The organism is Streptomyces sp. ISL-11, from assembly GCF_018614525.1.
Classification (GTDB): domain Bacteria; phylum Actinomycetota; class Actinomycetes; order Streptomycetales; family Streptomycetaceae; genus Streptomyces.
The window spans coordinates 1-1,491 of sequence record NZ_JAGGOL010000193.1 but is presented as its reverse complement, the minus strand read 5'-3'; the positions used below and the strand labels follow the sequence as shown (position 1 = coordinate 1,491).

The following is a 1,491-nucleotide window of genomic DNA, read 5'->3' as shown; positions in this document are numbered from 1 at the left end:
CACAGACACGCGACCGGCTGACACAGGAGACGCGGCACCCGAGCCACAGAGCCGGCACGACTCGGACGCGCGTCGGCCAAGCCGCCGGGGACGGGGCTCTACGTTCCCGGCCGGCACCCGGACGGTCGCCGGCGCGGGATCGGCTGCCGCCGGGTCGTCGTCCACGCGGCCGCAGGTACAGGGCCGATCAGCACCGCCGAGTGCCCTCAGCCGGCATGCCCGGCCCCGTGCCCGGCGGTTCAGTCGCTCTGACGCGTCACGTCGCTGGGCTCGAACTCCGGCATGAGTCCGCCGCCGGAGTCCTTCAGCGCCGCCCAGCGGACCTGGCGGGCGCGCGTGTCGTGCCAGGCCGCGCCGTCGAAGGGCGCCGTGTCGAGTCCGATGACGATGCCTTCGACCACCGGGGTGCCCGCCCGGCCGTGCGCCGAGGCCGGGCCCACACGCGGCGACGCCGCGTGCCGGCCCTTCGCGGCTCCGCCCCGCCACCACGAGCGGCCCCGGGCACTCTTGGCCATCTGGGGGCTCGCCGCCTGAGCGGGATCGCACGGAGTACGGCTGCTCCGCCACCAGCCGCGCACACGGCGCGGTCCGGGCCGGCCCGGCTCCGGCAGGGGAGCGTCCGCCTGGGGGCCCGCGGGCGGGACCGGATCGAAGACCGGGGGCCCATGGCGGGCGTCCGTCTCGGGCGAGGGCCTGACAGGCAGCTCTTCGGCGGCCTGGGAACAGGCGGTACCGAGGCGGTCGTCGCTCCCCGGGCCGGCGACCGGCGACCGCTCCCCTACGGTGCCGTCCCCGGTCCTGCCGTCTCCCGGCTCATCGCGGGCCGGCCGCCCTTCCGCCCTGCCCGCGCCGGGCCCGCGGGCTTCAGCCTGTTCGTCCCCGGCGCCGCCACCGAGCCTGTCGCCTCCCGCCTCGGCGCCTGCCGACCACCTGCCCGCGCCGGACCCGCTCTCCCCCGCCCGCTTGCCCCCGGCCCCTTCACCGATCCGACTGTTCCCCGCCTCGGCGTCGGCCACGAGGGGCCTGCCGTCCGCCACCTCGGCGGCAGCCGCCCGCTCCTTCACCGCGCCCGCGCCGGACCCGCCGTCATCCGCCTCAGCACCGGCCGGCCGTTCCTCCGCGGTGCCGACGCCGAGGTTGCCGGCTTCCGCCCCGGCGGCGGTCCGCCGATCCTCCACCACGCCCGCGCCGGACCCGCTGCGCCCCGCCTGGGCGCCGGCCGGCCGCTCCCCCACCGCGACCGCGCCGAGTTCGTCGGCTTCCGCCCCGGCGGCAGCCGCGTCCCGCGCCGGGCCGTCCGAGCCCGCGTCCCCGGGCGCGGGGGATCCCTCTCCCGGACGCTCCCTGGTGCCGGTGCGGAGCACGACCGTGTCGACGTCGACGGAGCGGTCGGGCGCCGGCTCCGCGGCCACGGCCGCGGCCGCGCTCGGGCCGAAGCCGAAGCCCAGCCACGCCGCGAGCGCCCGCAGGGCCGGGCCGCCCGTCCACTCC

At 79.5% G+C, this 1,491-nt stretch carries 1 pseudogene; it reads right to left on the bottom strand.

Annotated elements, in window-relative coordinates:
- Positions 1-239 precede the first annotated feature (239 nt).
- Positions 240-1,491, bottom strand: a pseudogene (locus J7E86_RS29205) (hypothetical protein); the annotation flags it as partial.